We start from the raw sequence: 18,875 nt of genomic DNA on the forward strand, positions 1-18,875 counted from the left end.
CTCAGTTTCTCACCTTTAATGTGCTGGGCGCATCATCAGTCCTTAGAGGTGATGTTTCCCCTCCTCGATGCGCCACCACGAAACGGTCACGACCGCTGAGGTCCACAGCGGTGCGGATATCTTCAAACCCCCCGATGCGCTCAAGCAGATCCCGGGCGGCCTCGCCTTGGACGTCGGCGTGTTCCATCACGAAGAGACCACCGGGCCTGAGCACATTAGCTGCCACAGCCATAACGTGAGCTGGAACCCACAGCCCGTCATGTCCGCCGCCAAACAATGCCCGATGCGGATCGTGCCGGATGACCTCAGCGTCAACAGGGACCTGTCCAGGAGGAATATACGGCGGGTTCGACACCACGACATCGGCATTTGCGAGCTGAGCCACAAGCTCTCCGCGGGCTGAGGTGCCGGCAACATCGGCCTGCACGACCCGAAATCTCGATGGATTAGCCACTCGCTGAAGATTCTCACGAGCTAAATCGGCAGCTAGAGCATCCATCTCGACTGCAATGACCTGTGCCTCAGGGAACTCATCGAGCAGGGCAGCCGCCAAAGCGCCGCTTCCTGTGCATAGATCAATGACCCTACGACAAGGTCCGTCGTAGGCATGGACGAGATCAATCGCAACCTCGGTTTCCGGGCGGGGAATGAACACACCCGGACGAACCATCAGCTCAAGCCGCCGAAACGGAGCACTGCCCAGGATGAGCTGTAACGGCTCGCGCGCTTCCCGGCGCATCAGCAGCGGCTCCAGGCTCTCACCCAGATCTGAGGGAACATCATCAACCAGCACCAACGGTCCCTGCGCACCAAGCGCGTGGGTCAAAATCATCCGTGCATCGACCGCCGGGGAGGGCACACCAGCAGCGTCCAATCGAGCGGTCGCCTCCGCCAGTGCGGCGCGAAGAAGAGGGTGCATCCGGTCAGATTCCTTTACCCGTAGCGACGATCAGCGAGTCCGAAAGCCGCTGTTGCGCATAACCTGGTTCTCATATCGCGTCAGTCAGTCGCAGACGCGAGCCGAGCTTCCCGTTCCGCAGCAACACACGATGAGATGACATCGTCTAGAGCGCCGTCAAGCACCTGGTTGAGATTGTTTGCCTTATACCCGGTGCGGTGGTCACTGATCCGATTTTCGGGATAGTTGTAGGTGCGGATGCGCTCTGAGCGGTCAACCGTGCGCACCTGTGCCCGCCGAGTGGCAGATGCTTCGGCCTCTTCCTCCGCTCGGCGAGCATCTAAAAGACGCGACCGTAGGATTCGCAATGCTGCTTCTTTATTTTGCAGCTGACTCTTTTCGTTTTGGCAGGACACCACAAGCCCCGTCGGCAGATGCGTGATGCGCACAGCCGAATCCGTGGTGTTCACGCTCTGGCCGCCAGGACCAGAGGACCGAAACACATCTATCCGGAGGTTGGCCGGCGCCATTTCTTCCGCGAGCAGCTCATTTTCATCCATGGCATCGGCCTCGGGAACCACCAACACACCGACCGCGGAGGTGTGAATGCGGCCTGAGGATTCAGTCACCGGCACCCGCTGGACCCGGTGCACCCCACCCTCATGTTTAAGATGCGCCCATACTCCTTCGGCTGGCGTCGGGGTTCCGGGGGCTTTAATCGCCACTGCGGCATCCTTAATTCCGCCGAGGTCGCTAATCGTCGAGGTGAGCACATCCACTCCCCACCCCTTAGATTCGGCATAGGCCCGGTACATGCGCAACATGTCGGCGGCAAAGAGCGCCGATTCTTCCCCGCCTGCGCCCGCTTTAATTTCTAAAATCACGTCACGGGCATCATCAATGTCGCGGGGGGCAAGCAATTCTTCCAGCGCCGTTTCGAGGTCGCCCACCCGAACCTCCAGCTCCCGCGCCTCCTGGGCGAACTCACCCCCACCATCTTCGCCCGCAAGCTCCTGAGCTGCCGCTAGGTCATCCTTCGCGCGGGCGAGCTCATCTCGGGCGCGCACGATCTGGGTGAGCTGAGCGTAGCGGCGTGACAGGGCACGCGCGCGGGCAGTGTCAGCGTGCACAGCAGGATCCGCAAGCTGCTTTTCGAGGTCGGCATGCTCAGCTAGCAATGGCGCAAGTGAATCGGTCACAAAGACCCTCCGAGAATTCGTGGTGGTATATAGCCCTGATTACGTGGGGACAACAGGTACGCGGATACAGCAACGGCGCCGGCGCCGCGATAAAGGTTCGCGGAGCCGGCGCCGTCGGAAAAGCTATTTGGCGGCTTTCTTTTTGCCGTAGCGGGCCTCGAAACGGGCCACGCGGCCACCGGTGTCAAGAATCTTCTGCTTACCGGTGTAGAACGGGTGGCAGGCCGAGCACACTTCGGTGTTGATTCGACCATTGGCCTTGGTGCTGTGCGTGGTGAACGTGTTCCCGCAGGTGCAGGTCACGGTCGTCTCCACGTACTGGGGGTGAACGTCCTTCTTCACGTGTGTCTCCTTAGGTGATGGGGCCGCTGGGTCGCCGCGCCGACGCGCCGCGTGAACCAGAACCACAGGTCAGTTTGCCAGAGCAAAGACTCCACGGCGACCCTTCCCTCAAGATGGTGATCAACTCATCACGCATCCTGGGAAAGGGTTCACCCGTAAGCCCCTGACAACCTGAATGCTCCCGATCAGATCAGTCGTTGTTACCGCGTCCGGGAACCGGCGTCGTTTTTTGCACGGTCACCAAGAATTCAGTATTGGACTGAGTTTTTTTAATGCGTTCCAGCAGAAGCTCAAGTGCCTGCTGCTGTTCCAGAGCAGACAGCACCCGGCGAAGTTTCCACATAATGGCGAGCTCTTCGCGGCCCATCAGTGCTTCTTCGCGACGCGTACCCGAGGCGTTGACATCGACCGCCGGGAAGATCCGTCGATCCGCCAAACGGCGATCGAGTTTCAGCTCCATATTGCCGGTGCCCTTAAATTCCTCGAAGATCACTTCGTCCATCTTCGAGCCGGTTTCTACCAGCGCGGTAGCAAGAATGGTCAGCGATCCACCATGCTCAACATTGCGGGCCGCGCCAAAGAATCGTTTGGGCGGGTACAGCGCCGAGGAATCCACACCGCCGGACAAGATACGGCCCGAGGCGGGAGCTGCGAGGTTGTAAGCACGCCCAAGACGGGTAATGGAGTCAAGCAGAACCACTACATCGCGGCCCATTTCCACCAGACGCTTTGCCCGTTCAATCGCCAATTCAGCGACGGTCGTGTGGTCATCGGCTGGGCGGTCAAAGGTGGAGGCGATGACCTCACCTTTCACGGTCCGCTGCATATCGGTGACTTCCTCGGGGCGCTCATCCACGAGTACCACCATCAGGTGCACCTCGGGGTTGTTTTCCGCGATGGAGTCTGCAATCTGCTGCAGGATAATTGTTTTACCGGTTTTCGGCGGCGCCACAATCAAACCGCGCTGGCCTTTACCAATCGGAGAGACCAGGTCGATCACCCGGGGAGTGATGTTTGACGGGTTTCTTTCTAACCGCAACCGTTCATCCGGGTATAGCGGGGTGAGCTTAGAAAACTCCACCCGCTGGCGCACCTGCTCAGGAGCCAGCCCATTGACGGTGTCCACCCGCACCAAAGCCGCAAACTTTTGGTGCTTTCCACCACCCTGGTTTTGAGACTCACCATCTCGGGGGGCCTTTACCTGGCCGGTGATGGCATCTCCCTTGCGCAGACCAGCTTTGCGCACCTGGTTCATGGAGACGTACACATCGCTCGGGCCGGGCAGATACCCAGTGGTGCGCACGAATGCGTAGTTGTCGCGGATATCGAGGATGCCAGCGACGCCCATCAGAACGTCGCCCTCGCGTACATCCTCATCGGTTTCGGGCAGGTTATCGCCCCGGCCACGCCGTTTGCGATCGCGTCGGTTGCGCGAGCGGCGACCACCGCGACGATCATCGTCGTCGTCCGGCCCGGTGCCAGCCTGGCGGCGATCAAAGCGCTGTCCGGTGCGCTGCTCGTCGCGATCTTCGGAACGTTTACGCTGGTCGCGGTTCGACACCGGCAATTCGATGTCCTCAATGCGTTGGGGACGCTGGCGCTGGTCCCGTGCGGGGGGCAAATCTATTTGGATAGCGCCGCGGTTCCCCTGGTCTAAGCCAGATTCTGAGCGTTCCGTGCGTTCCGAACGCTCAGTCCGTTCGCCACGCTCGGTCCGTTCTCCTCGCTCAGCACGGTCGTAGCGCTGTGAACGGTCTGAGGCGCGGCGACGGTCCCCATCGCGGTCAGAGTAGCGGCGCGGCGAGCGCTCAGACTCCTGACGTTCACCGCGTTCCGAGGACTCGGCGCGCTCCGGACGCTCCGCCCTCGGGCTACGCCCCTGGGACGAGGAAGAGTCCTCAGTGCGGTCCGCACGGGAGGTACGGTCGGAGTCTTTCGCCGGTTGCGCCGAAGTGTCGCGAGATACCGGCGACGACGCTGACGTCGAGTCAGCAGATGAATTCTCACGGGTGCTTCGGGGGGTTGACGACGCAGACCGCTCCTTTGAGGCGGCCTCACTCGCCCGACGTGCAGCAAGCGACGCACTGTAGGCGGCAGCTCGCGCATGGGCGTTGCGAATTTCGTCGATGAGCTCTCCCTTGCGGAAGCGCCTTACCCCTTTAATACCGAGCGAGGTCGCAATAGATTGAAGTGCGGGAAGCTTGAGGGATGCGAGGTCGTTCCCGTCAGCCGACGCAGATTTGGTGTCGGTCACCAGGTGTCCTTTCCTGTCAGACCCTTAAGTCTGCGGGGATGGAAGATGCGTGATGGTGCGTCGACGTCGACCCCGATCTCAAGGCCTGGCCTGCGTTAGTCGTGCGATACGATCTCGCGGGCAAAGGGCACTGCCATCGGAAGGTTCGAAGAGATCCTCACGGAACTGGTCCATCGCTCTGACGCCCATCATTGATGACGGAGTTTCGGGAGAGACCGAGTTGCTGGGGACGACGGTTCTTCGTAGGAACCGGACGCATGGAAAGGTTAGCACACAGCAGCAGGGAACGGTCTGATAGCAATCAGATGTCGTCGCACACGGCCCCGCGTCGGTCCAAACCTGGTCGGGCCAGCCGCCATGCCCCGGGATCTCCGACTGCACGACGCACAATACTGGCGAGATCCTCATCGACTCCGGCGAGCACCAACACCGATGGTCCCGCACCCGAAATAGTCGCCGGATAACCCTCTTGACGCAAGATACGTACGAGGTCCAGCGACTCAGGCATTGCCGGGGCCCGGTATTCCTGATGCAGAACGTCTTCGCTTGCGTCCATCAGGAGGCTCAAGTCGCTGTGCTCATTAGTGAGAGCATGTACTAAAAGAGCGACCCGGCTCACCGCGAACACCGCATCGCGGTGGCTGACCTGTTCGGGGAGCAGACCTCGAGCATGGGAGGTAGCCAGCGTGTTCTGCGGGGACAATATGAGCGGATCCACCACCGAATGAGCCGGGATTGGAAGCCGCATCGCCCGCGCAGTCTGCCCGTGTTGCCAGGCGATGGTCGCCCCACCCAACAACGCTGCCGCCGCGTTATCGGGATGCCCTTCCAGGTCAGAGGCCAACTGAAGCATTGCGGCAGGGTGAAGCACCTCATCCGGGTGTACTCCACGGGGCGTCACGAGTCCGCGAGCCAGCGCGATCCCCGCAATCACCGCTGCGGCCGAGGACCCCAACCCTCGTCCATGCGGAATTCTATTGATGGCGCGCAGACGCAGACCTGCCTGGGGAGCTCCCACATAATCGAGCGTGGTGCGCAGGGCGCGCACCACCAAATGGTCCTCGCCGCGGGGAACCTCATCACGTCCCTCCCCTTGGACCTCAATATCGAGACCACCGGCGAGCGCTTCAACCTCCAGGTCATCGCGAAGTCCCAGGGCAAGACCCAGGCAGTCAAAGCCCGGGCCTAGGTTTGCACTCGTCGCGGGCACGCTGACGCTAACTCCGGTTCGTTCAATTCTCACTGCGCTCTCCTCACGATGCGCAGCGTACACAATGCCAACCCGGTGTCACAGATTCATCGCCTGGGCTGCCGCATCCGCAGTGGCGGGAATTTCCACCGGTCGCAGGTCGCGCGTGGACAGCGCGGTATCGACATCTTTGAGACCGTTGCCGGTCACTGTCACCACAATGGTTTGGCCAGCTTCAACCTCGCCGCGCCGAGCGTTTTGCACAAGTCCGGCGATCCCTGCGGCTGAGGCGGGTTCCACGAACACTCCGGCCTGGTCCGCGAGCATGGCCTGGGCGGCGAGAATCTGTTCATCCGTGACCGCTTCAATTTTGCCGCCGGATTCATCTCGCGCAGCGAGGGCCAGGTCCCACGACGCTGGAGCGCCGATCCGGATCGCCGTCGCGACCGTTTCGGGATGCGCAACCGGGCCGCCCAGGACGAATGGAGCCGCACCTGCGGCTTGGAATCCCCACATGCGCGGACGAGCTGAGATGACTTTGTCCTGGTAGTACTCGGTGTACCCGAGCCAGTAGGCCGAAATGTTACCCGCATTTCCGACGGGCAGAATGTGCAGGTCAGGGGCGTATCCAAGCGCATTACAGACTTCAAACGCAGCGGTTTTCTGGCCCTGTAAGCGGAACGGATTCACGGAGTTAACCAGTTCCACTGGGAAACGCTCGTGGAGCGTGCGGGCAATGGTCAGGCAGTCGTCAAAGTTACCGTCCACCGCGATTAAACGGGCACCGTGCACAATCGCCTGGGCGAGCTTCCCGGCAGCGATCTTCCCCTGGGGCAAAAGAACCGTGCAATCCATCCCGAGTCGGCTGGCATACGCGGCCGCGGAAGCGCTGGTGTTCCCGGTGGATGCAGCGATCACACTGCGGGCACCTCGGCCCGCAGCCTTTGCCATCGCCACCACCATGCCCCGGTCTTTAAAGGAACCGGTCGGGTTCATCCCTTCCACTTTGACATAGACGTCCCCGGACACTTGACGGGATAAAGCTGGGACCGGGATCAGCGGGGTCCCGCCTTCACCCAGGGTCAGCTCAGGATCCTCGGCGGTGAGCGGAAGGCGCTCACGATGCTCAGCGATAACACCTCGCCACAGTTGCGCTCCCACGACGGTCACTCTCCTTCAACCCGCAGCATCGACGAAATACACACCACATGCGCATCGGCGCGCAGAGACTCAAGCGCAGAATTCAGGGCATCTTCGCGTGCCCGATATGTCACCAGCTCTACCCTGGCATGCCCACTTTCACTATTGACCTCCTGGTGGATAGTCCGAATGGAGATCCCATGGCCCGAGAGGGTCCCAGCCACTGCGGCCAGCACGCCCGGCTGATCGAGCACGTCCAGCGCAATATAAAAGCCCGACTCCAGCTCGCCGACCGGGGCGACGGGCAAATCAGCGTAGCGAGACTCATTGGGGCCTTTGCCGCCCTGCACCCGATGCCGGGCTACCGACACAATGTCACCGAGCACCGCGGACGCAGTGGGCGATCCCCCGGCGCCCTGACCGTAGAACATGAGACTCCCTGCGGCTTCCGCCTCAACAAACACCGCGTTGTAGGCTCCGCCGACCGAAGAGAGCGGATGCGCCAAGGGCAACATAGCGGGATATACGCGCGCAGCGATCCGCTCACCGTGCTGGTCATCGTCTACACGTTCCACGATGCACAGCAACTTGATCACCATGCCAAGCCTGCGAGCGGCGGCGATGTCGTCCACGTTGATAGAGCGGATGCCCTCACAGTGGACATCATCGAGTCGGACCCGAGAGTGAAATGCAAGCGATGCAAGGATCGCGGCTTTGCTGGCGGCATCATCCCCGTCCACGTCGGCGGTGGGGTCCGCTTCGGCATACCCGAGTTCTTGGGCACGCCCAAGAGCTTCTTGGAAGTCCTGTCCGTGGCGAGTCATGGCGTCAAGGATGTAGTTGGTGGTGCCGTTGACAATGCCGAGCACCCGGCGCACTCGATCTCCTGCCAAGGACTCTCGAATTGGGCGAACCAAAGGAATAGCCCCGGCGACCGCAGCCTCAAAATAGATGTCAGCGCCATGCCGGTCTGCGGCCTCATAGAGCCGCGGGCCATCTGCGGCAAGCAACGCCTTGTTGGCGGTCACGACCGACGCCCCAGATTCGAGCGCGGATTCCAACAGATCGCCCGCCGGATGCAGACCGCCCATCATTTCGACGACGATGTCAGCTGTGCGCACAAGAGACTGCGGCTGGTCAGTGAGCAGTTTCCGGTTCACATGCGCAGCCCGTGGGGCATGAAGAGATTGCACCGCAATACCGATCACTTCTAAAGGGGCTCCCACGCGCTGAGCCAAGTCATCGCGCTGAATGTCTAAAAGGCGCAGCACCTCAGTTCCCACCGTGCCAGCGCCAAGGATTGCGAGGGTCACGGGTTTGGTCTGTGCACCGGGCTGTCCCCCGCGCACTAACCGGCTATGGGATGAGGCACTATCCACTGACATGGGAGTCCTTTCGATTCGATGGCGCTATCACCCACGACGGGCATTTCACGCTTTGCAGCCAGAGCATGGCCTATGCGCCGGGGCGGCTGCTCTTTTAGGAATCTAACCTTATGGGGCGCACTGGCGCATGGTTCGGGTCGAGATATGACATGGTCTCATCTACACCGAGCGTCTCCGCTCGTTAGCAACCCCTCCGGCGACCAGTCAGCCCACGTCGCGAGCTAATAAGTCATCCTCAGTCTCTCGCCGCACGATGGTATGGATTTTCCCGTCCCGAACGGCGACGACGGCGGGCCGGGGAACATGGTTGTAATTCGAGGCGAGGGAGAAGCAGTACGCGCCGGTGACAGGCACAGCGAGCAAGTCACCGCGACGAACATCGGCCGGAAGGTATTCGTCTTTCACCACGATGTCCCCGCTTTCGCAGTGTTTACCCACCACCCGAACTACCGCCGGATCAGCCAAGGACACGCGGGAAGCTAGCAGACAGGAGTAGTCGGCATCGTAGAGCGCGGTGCGAATGTTGTCGCTCATACCGCCGTCGACGGACACATACCAGCGGTGATAGGGACCGCCAATCGCTACGTCTTTCACGGTCCCGACGGTGTACAGGGTCAGCGCCGCAGGCCCCGCAATGGCACGCCCGGGTTCTATCGACACCCGTGGGTATTCAAGGCCCGCGCGATCACATTCCTCTCGCACGATCTGGGCGAGCCCGTCCGCGAGATCCTCGGGGGTCGCGGGAGTGTTTTGGGTGGTGTACATCACCCCAAAGCCGCCGCCTAGATCGAGCTCAGGTAACACCCGACCAAAATCATCCCGGACTTCTCGCAAAAGCCTCACGATACGCGCGGCCGCAACCCCAAAACCACTCACGTTGAAGATCTGGGAACCGATATGCGAATGCAAACCTTTCAGTTCGAGGTAATCGTCGCGGTCCAAGACCCGTTCAATGGCACGCCTGGCCTGCCCCCCGGTGAGCGAAAGACCAAATTTCTGATCCTCATGCGCCGTCGCAATGAACTCATGAGTATGTGCTTCAACCCCCGCTGTGACACGAATAAGCACGGGTGCGACGACATTAAGGTCCCGAGCAATGCGGGCAACTTGATCCACTTCGTCGAGGGAGTCGATCACGATCCGCCCAATCCCGGCAGACAAGGCCCGATAAATCTCCTCATCAGACTTGTTATTGCCATGCAACGTCAGGCGATGAGCCGGAAAACCTGCCCGCAACGCGACCGCTAACTCACCGCCGCTGCACACGTCCAATCCGAGCCCTTCTTCGCTCACCCAACGCGCAACCGCAGTGCATAAAAACGCTTTACCCGCGTAATACACGTCTACCCCACCGAGTGGAGCAAACGCCGACTCAAACGCTTTTCTAAAACCACGGGCGCGGGACCGGAAATCCTCTTCGTCGACGATGACCGCCGGAGTGCCAATGTCCCGGGCAATCTCACGGATGTCAACACCCCCAACTTCTAGCGCACCGTCATGTCCGCGGCGCACCGTTGTCGACCAGAGTCCATCGATGAGCGCATTCACGTCCTCGGGATAAGGCAACCATTGCGGGCTCGCGTCATTGCCGTGAAGGGCTCCGGCCTCATGTGCACGCACCTGTGTTATCTCCTCATATCGCGATGGCTTGACGTCAATGCTGCTCTAGACGACGTGACCCTGCTGGCCTAGCCAACACATCACTGCCGGGGTAGCTGCAACATGCCCATGCTGGCATGTCGCACACATCGATACCGGCACGGAGACCAGTAACCATCTGTGAGCAGCCGGGCGATGAGCTAGAACCGGATCCTGTCCCCCGCCACGCAGAAAGCCTAGCGAAGACCTCTGACATTGCAGTGCCATGTCCGCCGTCCAAGATCATCCCAGCACACGCCAAAACCATCCGACTACGAGAGGGCATTGCTATGGTCGTCAGTGAGATCTTCTCCCCCGGGCAGCCGTTCGTGTGGCCGTAGACGCCGGCCGCCCCTGTGGCCGCTCATCCCTTAGACGAAGGAGTTCACCCCGTGCCCACACACGACCTCGTCGTTGTCGCCAACCGTCTACCCGTGGATCGCAAAACTTTGCCAGACGGGAGCACGGAGTGGGTTCCCAGCCCGGGAGGGCTGGTGACCGCGATGGAGACGGTGATGAAGGACGTCGACTCCGGCGCATGGGTGGGGTGGCCGGGTACTCCCGACGAAGACCTTCCCCCATTCGAGGCTGACGGAATGTTCCTCTACCCGGTGCAGCTGAGTGTCGAGGATGTCGAAAAGTATTACGAAGGTTTTTCCAACGGCACTCTATGGCCGCTGTACCACGACGTGATCGCCGACCCGACCTTCCACCGAGGCTGGTGGGATATCTATCTCGCAGTCAACCGCCGATTTGCGCGCGCAGCGATTTCGATTGCCGCACCCGGCGCCACCATTTGGGTACACGACTATCAGCTTCAGTTGGTACCGGAAATGATCCGCGCCAGTCGCCCCGATGTGCGGATCGGTTTCTTCAACCACATTCCCTTCCCTCCCTTTGAACTATTCGCGCAATTACCCAAACGCAATCAGGTGCTGCGGGGTCTGCTCGGGGCCGACCTCATTGGTTTTCAGCGCGAGCATGACACCCTCAACTTTTTAACCTGTGTGCGCCAACTCCTCGGATACCAGATCTCTGACCGCAATGTGCGCGTACCGGGGATCGGTTCCCGCCCCTCCCGAGAAGCAACCGCCCAAGCATTTCCGATTTCCATTGACGCCGCAGCAATCACGGCCATGTCGCAAGAACCCGACATAAAACAGCGTGCCCGTGAACTTCGCCAGGAAATGGGGAACCCGCGCAAAATCGTGCTCGGCGTGGACCGGCTGGACTACACCAAAGGCATCAGGCATCGGTTAAAGGCATATGGTGAATTGCTGGCCGACGAAGCAATCGACCCTCATGAGGTCGTGATGATCCAGGTCGCAACCCCCTCGCGGGAGCGCGTGGAGGCCTACCGTCAGCTGCGAGACGAAGTTGAACTCACCGTCGGGCGAATCAACGGCGACTACGCGCCAATTGGCCGGCCCGCCATTTCATATCAGCACCGTTCTTTTGACCGGCGAGACATGACAGCGCTCTATATGGCAGCGGACGTTCTGCTCGTCACCGCTCTGCGCGACGGCATGAACCTCGTCGCCAAGGAATACGTCGCGGCCCGCGAGGACCTTCGGGGAGTGCTGGTGCTGTCTCAATTCGCGGGTGCCGCAGACGAACTGCGCGCGGCAACCCTTGTGAACCCGCACGATATCGATGAATTGAAAACCGCAATTCTCGACGCCTTAAACACCTCGGATGAGGAACAGGAACGCCGGATGACCTCACTGCGGCGTCAAGTTATTGATCATGACGTCACCTACTGGGCCAAGAGCTTCCTCACCCAATTAGAGGAATTAGATAAACCTGACCACGACCCGGCCTGCCCGCCGGTTCGGCTCCTGGCGCATGATCACCCATCTTCGGAGGACCTCAGCCGGGCAACCCAGGCATTTATTACCGTGCCCCGTCTGCTGATTGCCTCAGATTTCGATGGGGTGCTCGCACCGTTGATGAATGATCGCCATGCCGCCAAGCCCTTAGCCGGGTCCATGGGCTCCCTGCGCGCCCTGTCGGAATTACCGGGGGTCAATGTGGCTTTGGTCAGCGGTCGCAGTCTGGCCGATTTGGAGCAGCTAGCCCAGATGCCCAGTTCCGTCACATTAATCGGTTCGCACGGGGGTGAGGTCGGCCCCCTATCCCCCCAGATGGATGCCGATGTGCTCGACATGGGATCCACCATCATGACCGAGGAACGTGAGCTGCTGCTGCGCTCAATTACGCGAACTTTGCAGGTGATCGCCACTCATCATCCAGGAGCCGAAGTCGAGGTCAAGCCCACCTCAGCTGTTTTGCACACCCGAAATTGCCGTGGTCGTGGCTCAGCGAACGCAACCGAAGAAGCCTTAACCTATGCGCGATCGCTTCCGAATGCACACGTCACCCCCGGCAAAGAGGTGGTGGAATTCGCCGTGGTCCACACCTCTAAGGGCATGGCGCTTGAGTCGTTACGCCGCGCCTGCGCCGCTGACGCCGTGCTGTACCTCGGCGACGATGTCACCGATGAGTACGCGTTCGGGGTTTTACACGCTGGTGACCTAGGAATCAAGGTCGGAGACGGCGACACCGCCGCATCATTCCGGCTACCGGATCCAGAGACAGTCCAGGAGTACCTAGGCCAGCTCCTTAGGATGCGTCGGGATGTTGTCTGAGCCGAACTGTGGCGGCAGCATACGGTAGGTCGAGATCGGGATGCGATAGATAGGGAGACGGGATGAAGGCCGGGATAACACGAGGGATACCCGAAACCGGGACCTTCCTGATTCCCCTGCTGTAAAAACCTCAAAAAATTTGCCGGTCACTATCAGTTAGTGACCGGCAAATTCATGTTGTGGTGCCCGCGATAGGATTCGAACCTACGACCTTCTGCTTCGGAGACAGACGCTCTATCCAGCTGAGCTACGCGGGCGGAACGCACATCACTCTAGCAGGTTCAACCTCACTCCCCCGCCTTCAAGCCTGCGCACACCACGGTTTGAGGTCCATGCCACACCGAGCATTGCACCCGGCGGAACCCCGACCGTTCTCAGCCGCATCCGAGAGGCGACTAAAGCATCGGCTTCCGCCGAGCATCTCAGGCCGGAAGCGGCAACTGGGCACCATGCAACACAGCCGACGGATCGGCAGACATCCCGTATCCGCTCGGCTGAGCACCGGCACGCGCCAACAGGTCACCCACCGCCGCGATCATGGCCCCGTTATCAGTGCACAGACGCACCGGCGGAACCCTCAGGTTAATCCCGGCGCTGGCACACTTTTGTGCGGCCACCTCGCGCAGGTGCCGATTCGCAGCCACCCCACCCACGATCACTAAGGTATCCAGCCCTTCATCCCGACACGCACGCACTGCTTTATGCACCAAAACATCGACCACCGCGTGCTCGAAGGACGCAGCCACATCGGCGACGGGAACCTCAGCTCCCGTACGCTCACAGGTCTCTACTGCCCGAGCCACCGCGGTTTTCAGACCGGAAAACGAAAAGGTGTACGGCGCATCGCCCGACTTCATGAAAGCTCGCGGGAAGGCGAAAGCTTCGCGGTCGCCACCGACAGCTGCTGCCGACACCTCCGGACCCCCGGGATATCCAAGTCCTAGCAGGCGCGCCACCTTGTCAAAGGCCTCACCGGCAGCATCATCGAGTGTGTCGCCAAGGTGAATGATCGGATCACGGACGAGATCGCCTACTTTGAGAATAGACGTGTGCCCGCCGGAAACGATCAGAACGATGCTTCGAGGGGGCAACGGACCGTGTTCAAGTGTGTCGGCTGCCGCATGCCCGGCTAGGTGGTGCACCCCGTACAGCGGCAGGTTAAGTGACCATGCGATCGCCTTCGCTGCGGCCAGACCCACGTGCACCGCGGTGGCCAAACCTGGTCCCGAGGTCACCGCCACATGGGTGAGCTCTCCAGGGGTGATGCCGGCGTCCTCGAGCGCCAGTCGCAAGGTGGGAACCGCGGCGTCCAGATGTGCGCGCGCAGCGATTTCTGGAACCACGCCACCAAAGCGAGCGTGGGCGGCGGCACTGGAAGCCAGGCTTTGACCGAGCAGGATGCCGTCGCTGACGATACCGAAACCGGTTTCGTCGCAAGAAGATTCAACGCCGAGGACCACTGGGGTTTTCACGCGCCCCAGCTTAATCGCTTAGGCTCCGCAACTCGCTCACGGCTGCTTCCGGTATCTGAGCAAAGCTGCTACCGGACAGGATCTCAGCGCTTTTTCGTAAAGAGCGTCATCGGGTTTGAATACTCGCCACTTGGCGAGCGTTTCGCGAAATGCAGATGGCAACCGGTGGATCGCCCGGTCGAGCCAACCGTTGCGATCACATCACCCTGGGCAACCTTTTGCCCCAATTTGACCTTGTAGGACTGTAAATGGAAGTACCCGGTGATCACACCATCACCGTGGTCGATAAAGATACGGCGTCCGCTGGCCTCGTTAAATTCAACTTCGATCACGGTGCCTGCGGCCGAGGCAAGCACAGGGGCACCGCAGGGCGCCCCATAGTCCACACCGTCATGCAGTTTGCTGTACCCGAGAATCGGGTGGGTGCGCCATCCGTAACCACTGGTAATAGCGGCTCCAGGTGCAGGGACGATGAACTTAGGCGTGTTTTTCTGCTTACTATCCGGCTGCGCAGGGCCAGGGGGTTTGGGTGGCGCAGCTAGCGCTGATGCACCTACCTGACCCCCAATTCCGAGAAGCTTCTCCGCCTGGGTGTTGTGCACGTCATCTAGCGCTTCTTGCTGGATGGGATCGACGCTCGGGGCCGATGCTTCGAGCTGTCCATCGAGATCCTGAGAACCGGGTTGCTGGGAGGTCGTTAAATCAGCTCCAAAAGCGGCCCGCAAATCCATGCCGTCGCCTGTGCTGAGATGCGGCGTAGTCGCGGCAGTCGCCAGCGGCACCGCAATGGTGGCGGTTGCGAGCGCGCCGAGCACACCGGTGCGCACGGCAGCCGCGGCCACCGGGTTTGCGGCACGATGTCCACGAACGCGACTGTGGTTGCGGCACCGTGTACGTACCTGCGCCTTTCCGGCGGCACGGTGTGTGGCCACGAAAAACAACCTTCCAACGGTGATGAACGAACGAGGGAAAGACTGAGCAGCACCGGAAGCTACCGGGCAGTCGTCTTACGTCCACACAACGTTAAATGTGCACGGTCCTTAACTCGACCTCCTGGGCTGAGGCATTGCGATTTTTTTGCCTCCGCGACCCGGCTCATGGAACACACTTTGACTACGGGGTGATGATGGCCACCTCAGGCCGGGTGGCGCTGCATCACGTCGTGGACTTCGCCCACTAGTTCTTCCAGCACATCTTCGAGGAATACGGCACCAATGCTGCGCGCGGCTGCCGAGTCCACTCGGGCTAAATGCGCCCCGTTAAACTGCATGGCCCGCAGCACTTCCTCAATGGCATCGGTGTCAGACACCGACACCACCGCGCGCACTTTCCCGGGATGCACCGGCTTGGAATAGGAGTCGTCCAGGGCGTTTTCCGGCAGGAGAACATCTTTGAGATGCAGGTATCCCACGAGGTCATCGGCGTCGTTGCGGACACCGATGCGGCTGTATCCGGTGCGCGCAACCAGGTCATCAAAGTCTTCCGGCGTCACATCGTAGGTCACAGTGACCACATCCTCCATCGGCACCATGATTTCTCGAGCGGTGCGATCGGAGAATTCGATGGCTCCAGACAGCAGCCCCTGATCATCGGCGAGTAGGCCTTCTCGGCGTGATTCGTCGACGATGGCGGCGATTTGGTCTGCCGTGTATTCCGATTCGACTTCGTCGCGCGGTTCCACTCGGAGGATGCGCAGAGCGGAGTTGGCGATACCGTTGAGGATCCAGATAACGGGGCCGAAGACCTTGGAGATCAGCACCAGTGGCGGAGCCAGGATGAGCACCGCCTGTACCGGCACAGCGATGGAGAGGTTTTTAGGGATCATCTCTCCGAAGACCACGTGCAGGTAGGACGCAATCATCAACGCGATCACGAACGCGATCGGATGGGCAAAGGCCGGGGAGATACCGGTCGCATGCAGAAGCGGCTCGAGCAGGTGCGCAATGGCTGGCTCTGCAACGGCACCGAGGGTGACCGAGCAGACCGTGACACCAAACTGCGCGCAGGCCAGCATCCGCGAGACATGCTCAACAGCAAACAGAGCCATTCGAGCTCCGGGGCGCCCCTTAGCTGCGAGCGGTTCGATTTGGCTGTGCCGGGCAGTCATCACGGCAAATTCCGCACCTACGAAGAAGGCATTACCCAGCAGCATCGCGATACCCAAAAATATGGCGGTGACATCGCTCATCGCTGGCCCCCTGCGGGTTCGGTCTGTTCGGATAGGCCAGTGTGACCAGTTAGACCGGTTCGGTTAGATAGATCGGTTTGTTCGGATGGGCCAATCTCCTCAGATAGGCCAGTCCCCTCCGACGGGCCGGCCTGCTGCACGCGCAGCCGAACTTGATCCACTCGGCGCCCATCCATGGCGGTGACGTCTAGCCGCAGACCAGGCAGTTCAACGACATCCCCCACTTCTGGGACACGGCGCAGCGCATCCATCACAAGGCCGCCCAGAGTGTCGTACTCGGATGACTCCGGTACGTCTACTCCCAGATCGCGGCGAATTTCATCGGGTCGCAAAAGGCCGGAGACCGTCCACTCACCCGCGCCAGGACGCCCGGCAATAAACCGTTCAGGTTCGGCTCCGTCGTGTTCGTCAGAAACCTCTCCCACGATCTCTTCGATCACATCCTCCAAGGTCACAATTCCCGCGGTTCCACCGTATTCATCAACGACCACCGCCATCTGGGTTCCGCGGTCCCGCAGGCGTAGCAGCAAAGCATCCAGGCCCACCGTTTCAGGAACCCGCGGCATCTCACTCATGAGGGATGCCACCAGGGTGTCTCCTCGTCGGGCGCGCGGCACCGAAATGGCCTGGCGAATCTGGACCACACCCACGACGTCATCTTCTGAGGAATCGATCACCGGGAATCGTGAGTGTCCGCTGTCCCGGGTGAGGTTGAGCAGGTCTGATGCGGTTTGGTCGCGCCGCAGACTAATCATGGCGCCACGGTGAGTCATCACATCACCGGCGGTTCGCTCCCCCAGGTGCAAGGTGCGGCTGAGCAAAACTGCGGTTCCTGCATCCAAGGTTCCCGCGTCCGCCGAACGGCGCACCAGCGAATCGAGTTCGACCGGGGATCGCGCCGCCGAGAGCTCCTCTTGGGGCTCAATACCGACAAGTCGCAGCATCGAGTTCGCGGTGCCGTTAAAGATCGCGATCAGTGGCCGGGTCACCACAGTGAATGCGGTGTGCAGCGGGGCAACTACCCGCGCTGTCGCCAGCGGCGCAGCAATGGCGAGGTTTTTGGGGATCAGTTCTCCGAACACCATCGAAAACGCGTAGGCAATCGCCATGGCCAAAGCAACGGAGACGATGCCCACGGCAGCTTCACCCAGTCCGGCGGCCGACAGTGCGGGGGCGATCAGCTGCGCAAGCGGATCTTGGACCGCAAAACCGAAAAGCAGGGTGGTGATGGTGATACCAACCTGGGCGCCAGATAACTGGGTGGACAGGTGCGTGAGGGACTTGAGCACTCGGCGAGCGCGGTGATCTCCGCTTTGAACAGCCTGATCTACCGTGTGTCGATCGAGAGCGACCAGCGAGAACTCAGCGGCGACGAACACCGCGGTTCCTGCGGTCAGCACAATTCCCGCAACAAGGAGAAGAAAAGTCATCATGAGCGCTCACTGCCCTGGCTCGCAATCGATAGTGAAATCCATCGACGAGGTGCGAGGGGATACGAGCTGAGAAACGCAGCCAGGAATGCGCGCGGGAGCGCGGCTAACAATGTGGGGTGGCCCGGTTTTACCGGGCATGGACTCGGAACAGGCGATGAGTTCATGGTCTGAGCAGTATACGGCACGACCCGATCAGGGAGCCGTCCCGGCTAGGGTGTCGTCATGAATACTCTTGGCCCACTTTCTGGCAGTGTCAGCGGCCTTGCGGGCCCCGGTGGCAAATCCGGCCCCGTCGGCCCCCCGCCTAGCGCTGGAACCGCGCCCATTCAACGACCTCACGGCGCCGCCCTGCCCGGCGGACACTGCCCCACCATCGTGGTGGTGGAGGATGAGGTTACGATCTGCCGTGCGATCGCGGATCGGCTGCGTGCCGAGGGCTGGCAGGTTGAGATGGCTCACGACGGCCCGTCTGGAGTGGCCCTGGTGGGAGAAGTCTCGCCTGACCTGGTGGTACTCGACGTCATGCTGCCCGGTTTTGATGGGTTAGAGGTCTGCCGACGGATCCAAGCTGACCGTCCTGTGCCGGTGCTGATGTTAACTGCCCGCGATGATGAGACCGATATGCTCGTCGGGCTCGGCGTCGGCGCAGATGACTATATGACCAAGCCGTTTTCCATGCGGGAACTTGTCGCACGGCTTAAGGCGCTGTTGCGGCGAGTGCAAAGAGCCCAGCCCGCGCCGTCTCATCGGGAGCAAACCACCTTGGCGGTGGGAGATCTGGTCATAGATCGTGCAGCCCACCGGGTGACGCGTGCCGGGGTACCCGCCCATCTCACACCTACCGAATACGATCTGCTGGTGTGTCTGGCTGAAGTTCCCGGAACGGTGCTCAGCCGCGAGCAGCTCCTTGAAGATGTCTGGGACTGGGTGGATGCGACGGGAACCCGAACGGTTGATAGCCATGTGAAGGCGTTGCGCCGGAAACTGGGATCGGACATCGTGCGCACCGTCCATGGCGTGGGTTATGCGCTAGAGGTTCCCGAGGATCCCGAAGACGCCACGTCCACCTCCGAAACCCGGTAGACCAGC

General features: G+C 60.9%; 14 protein-coding genes and 1 tRNA gene. 2 read left to right on the forward strand and 13 right to left on the reverse strand.

From position 1 onward, the window contains the following. Position 1: 1 nt before the first annotated feature. From prmC to lysA, 8 genes are all read right to left on the reverse strand, one after another. Entirely contained in the window at positions 2-919 is a 918-nt protein-coding gene (gene prmC / locus BN1724_RS03590; protein WP_058234266.1) for a peptide chain release factor N(5)-glutamine methyltransferase, read from the reverse strand. An 80-nt stretch (positions 920-999) separates the two neighbouring features. Continuing rightward, on the reverse strand, positions 1,000-2,097 hold the full coding sequence (gene prfA, locus BN1724_RS03595) for a peptide chain release factor 1 (protein ID WP_058234267.1): 1,098 nt from the start codon (positions 2,095-2,097) through the stop codon (positions 1,000-1,002). A gap of 123 nt (positions 2,098-2,220) precedes the next feature. After that, complete coding sequence (gene rpmE / locus BN1724_RS03600) at positions 2,221-2,439, reverse strand: 50S ribosomal protein L31 (protein ID WP_058234268.1); 219 nt, start codon at positions 2,437-2,439, stop codon at positions 2,221-2,223. Between the two features lie 190 nt (positions 2,440-2,629). Continuing rightward, positions 2,630-4,693 (reverse strand): transcription termination factor Rho, encoded by a 2,064-nt coding sequence (rho, locus tag BN1724_RS03605; protein ID WP_058234269.1) that lies wholly within the window; start codon positions 4,691-4,693, stop codon positions 2,630-2,632. A 301-nt stretch (positions 4,694-4,994) separates the two neighbouring features. Beyond that, positions 4,995-5,936 carry a homoserine kinase gene (gene thrB, locus BN1724_RS03610; RefSeq protein ID WP_058234270.1) on the reverse strand — a complete coding sequence of 314 codons (942 nt, stop codon included), beginning with the start codon at positions 5,934-5,936 and terminating at the stop codon, positions 4,995-4,997. Positions 5,937-5,981: 45 nt separating this feature from the next. Then, positions 5,982-7,043 (reverse strand): threonine synthase, encoded by a 1,062-nt coding sequence (thrC, locus tag BN1724_RS03615; RefSeq protein WP_058235736.1) that lies wholly within the window; start codon positions 7,041-7,043, stop codon positions 5,982-5,984. Positions 7,044-7,048: 5 nt separating this feature from the next. Then, positions 7,049-8,407: a homoserine dehydrogenase gene (locus tag BN1724_RS03620; RefSeq protein WP_084252724.1), complete on the reverse strand. Its 1,359-nt coding sequence runs from the start codon at positions 8,405-8,407 to the stop codon at positions 7,049-7,051. Positions 8,408-8,611: 204 nt separating this feature from the next. After that, positions 8,612-10,027, reverse strand: a complete 1,416-nt coding sequence (gene lysA / locus BN1724_RS03625) for a diaminopimelate decarboxylase (protein WP_058234271.1) — start codon at positions 10,025-10,027, stop codon at positions 8,612-8,614. Positions 10,028-10,437: 410 nt separating this feature from the next. Between lysA and BN1724_RS03630 the strand changes: the two genes are divergently transcribed. Beyond that, entirely contained in the window at positions 10,438-12,693 is a 2,256-nt protein-coding gene (locus BN1724_RS03630) for a bifunctional alpha,alpha-trehalose-phosphate synthase (UDP-forming)/trehalose-phosphatase (protein WP_058234272.1), read from the forward strand. Between the two features lie 180 nt (positions 12,694-12,873). On the opposite strand, the gene BN1724_RS03635 is transcribed toward BN1724_RS03630, so the two are convergent. The 5 genes from BN1724_RS03635 to BN1724_RS03655 all read right to left on the reverse strand — a co-directional run bounded on the left by BN1724_RS03635 (position 12,874) and on the right by BN1724_RS03655 (position 17,786). After that, positions 12,874-12,950, reverse strand: a tRNA-Arg gene (locus BN1724_RS03635). A 165-nt stretch (positions 12,951-13,115) separates the two neighbouring features. Further along, positions 13,116-14,165, reverse strand: coding sequence for a tRNA (adenosine(37)-N6)-threonylcarbamoyltransferase complex transferase subunit TsaD (tsaD, locus tag BN1724_RS03640; protein ID WP_058234273.1), 1,050 nt, complete (start codon positions 14,163-14,165; stop codon positions 13,116-13,118). An 83-nt stretch (positions 14,166-14,248) separates the two neighbouring features. Continuing rightward, complete coding sequence (locus BN1724_RS03645) at positions 14,249-15,097, reverse strand: M23 family metallopeptidase (RefSeq protein WP_058234274.1); 849 nt, start codon at positions 15,095-15,097, stop codon at positions 14,249-14,251. 203 nt (positions 15,098-15,300) lie between these two features. Then, positions 15,301-16,353: a hemolysin family protein gene (locus BN1724_RS03650; RefSeq protein ID WP_058234275.1), complete on the reverse strand. Its 1,053-nt coding sequence runs from the start codon at positions 16,351-16,353 to the stop codon at positions 15,301-15,303. After that, a complete protein-coding gene (locus BN1724_RS03655) occupies positions 16,350-17,786 on the reverse strand; it encodes a hemolysin family protein (RefSeq protein WP_231928143.1) in 1,437 nt (478 codons plus the stop codon). Before BN1724_RS03655 ends, BN1724_RS03650 begins: the two co-directional genes overlap by 4 nt. A gap of 222 nt (positions 17,787-18,008) precedes the next feature. On the opposite strand from BN1724_RS03655, the gene BN1724_RS03660 reads away from it, so the two are divergent. Continuing rightward, positions 18,009-18,869 carry a response regulator transcription factor gene (locus BN1724_RS03660; protein WP_084252726.1) on the forward strand — a complete coding sequence of 287 codons (861 nt, stop codon included), beginning with the start codon at positions 18,009-18,011 and terminating at the stop codon, positions 18,867-18,869. Positions 18,870-18,875 lie beyond the last annotated feature (6 nt).

Origin of the sequence: Devriesea agamarum (genome assembly GCF_900070355.1) — a bacterium.
GTDB lineage: Bacteria > Actinomycetota > Actinomycetes > Actinomycetales > Dermabacteraceae > Devriesea > Devriesea agamarum.

Excerpts from the sequence above, each read along its gene's own strand:
- BN1724_RS03620 (WP_084252724.1), bottom strand. The coding sequence starts at position 8,407 with ATGTCAGTGGATAGTGCCTCATCCCATAGCCGGTTAGTGCGCGGGGGA.
- BN1724_RS03660 (WP_084252726.1), top strand. The coding sequence starts at position 18,009 with ATGAATACTCTTGGCCCACTTTCTGGCAGTGTCAGCGGCCTTGCGGGC.
- BN1724_RS03650 (WP_058234275.1), bottom strand. The coding sequence starts at position 16,353 with ATGAGCGATGTCACCGCCATATTTTTGGGTATCGCGATGCTGCTGGGT.
- BN1724_RS03655 (WP_231928143.1), bottom strand. The coding sequence starts at position 17,786 with ATGATGACTTTTCTTCTCCTTGTTGCGGGAATTGTGCTGACCGCAGGA.
- prmC (WP_058234266.1), bottom strand. The coding sequence starts at position 919 with ATGCACCCTCTTCTTCGCGCCGCACTGGCGGAGGCGACCGCTCGATTG.